This is a genomic window from Cognatundibacterium luofuense, from assembly GCF_018139685.1.
In the GTDB taxonomy this organism is placed as follows: domain Bacteria; phylum Pseudomonadota; class Gammaproteobacteria; order Burkholderiales; family Burkholderiaceae_D; genus Undibacterium; species Undibacterium luofuense.
Genome location: NZ_JAGSPN010000592.1, coordinates 1 through 289 on the forward strand (window position 1 = coordinate 1; position 289 = coordinate 289).

The following is a 289-nucleotide window of genomic DNA, read 5'->3' on the forward strand; positions in this document are numbered from 1 at the left end:
GATGGACAGATCTTCTTCACCGAGGGCCACCATGATTTTGATGGGAGGGAGAGTGAGGCTGGACTCGTGGCTTTCCACTGTGGCCCGCATGGCATTCTTGAAGAGTTCAAAGAGCATGTGGTAGAGGTGGGAGGGGACGTAGACCATGTGAATGGGCTGGGTGGCGTTGGTGGCATTGACTTCCTGGATCTCCAGGTCAGGGGAAGCCATGTAATACTTGTCACACAGGAGCTTAGCCATGTCGTAGGCATCTTTCACCACATCAGACACGCTGCAGTTGGGATCAATG

General features: G+C 53.6%; 1 protein-coding gene. It reads right to left on the minus strand.

The annotated features are described in order from the left end of the window. The coding region (locus tag KDM89_RS21775) for an ATP-binding protein (RefSeq protein ID WP_212689850.1) at positions 1–289 on the minus strand (289 nt) is incomplete at both ends.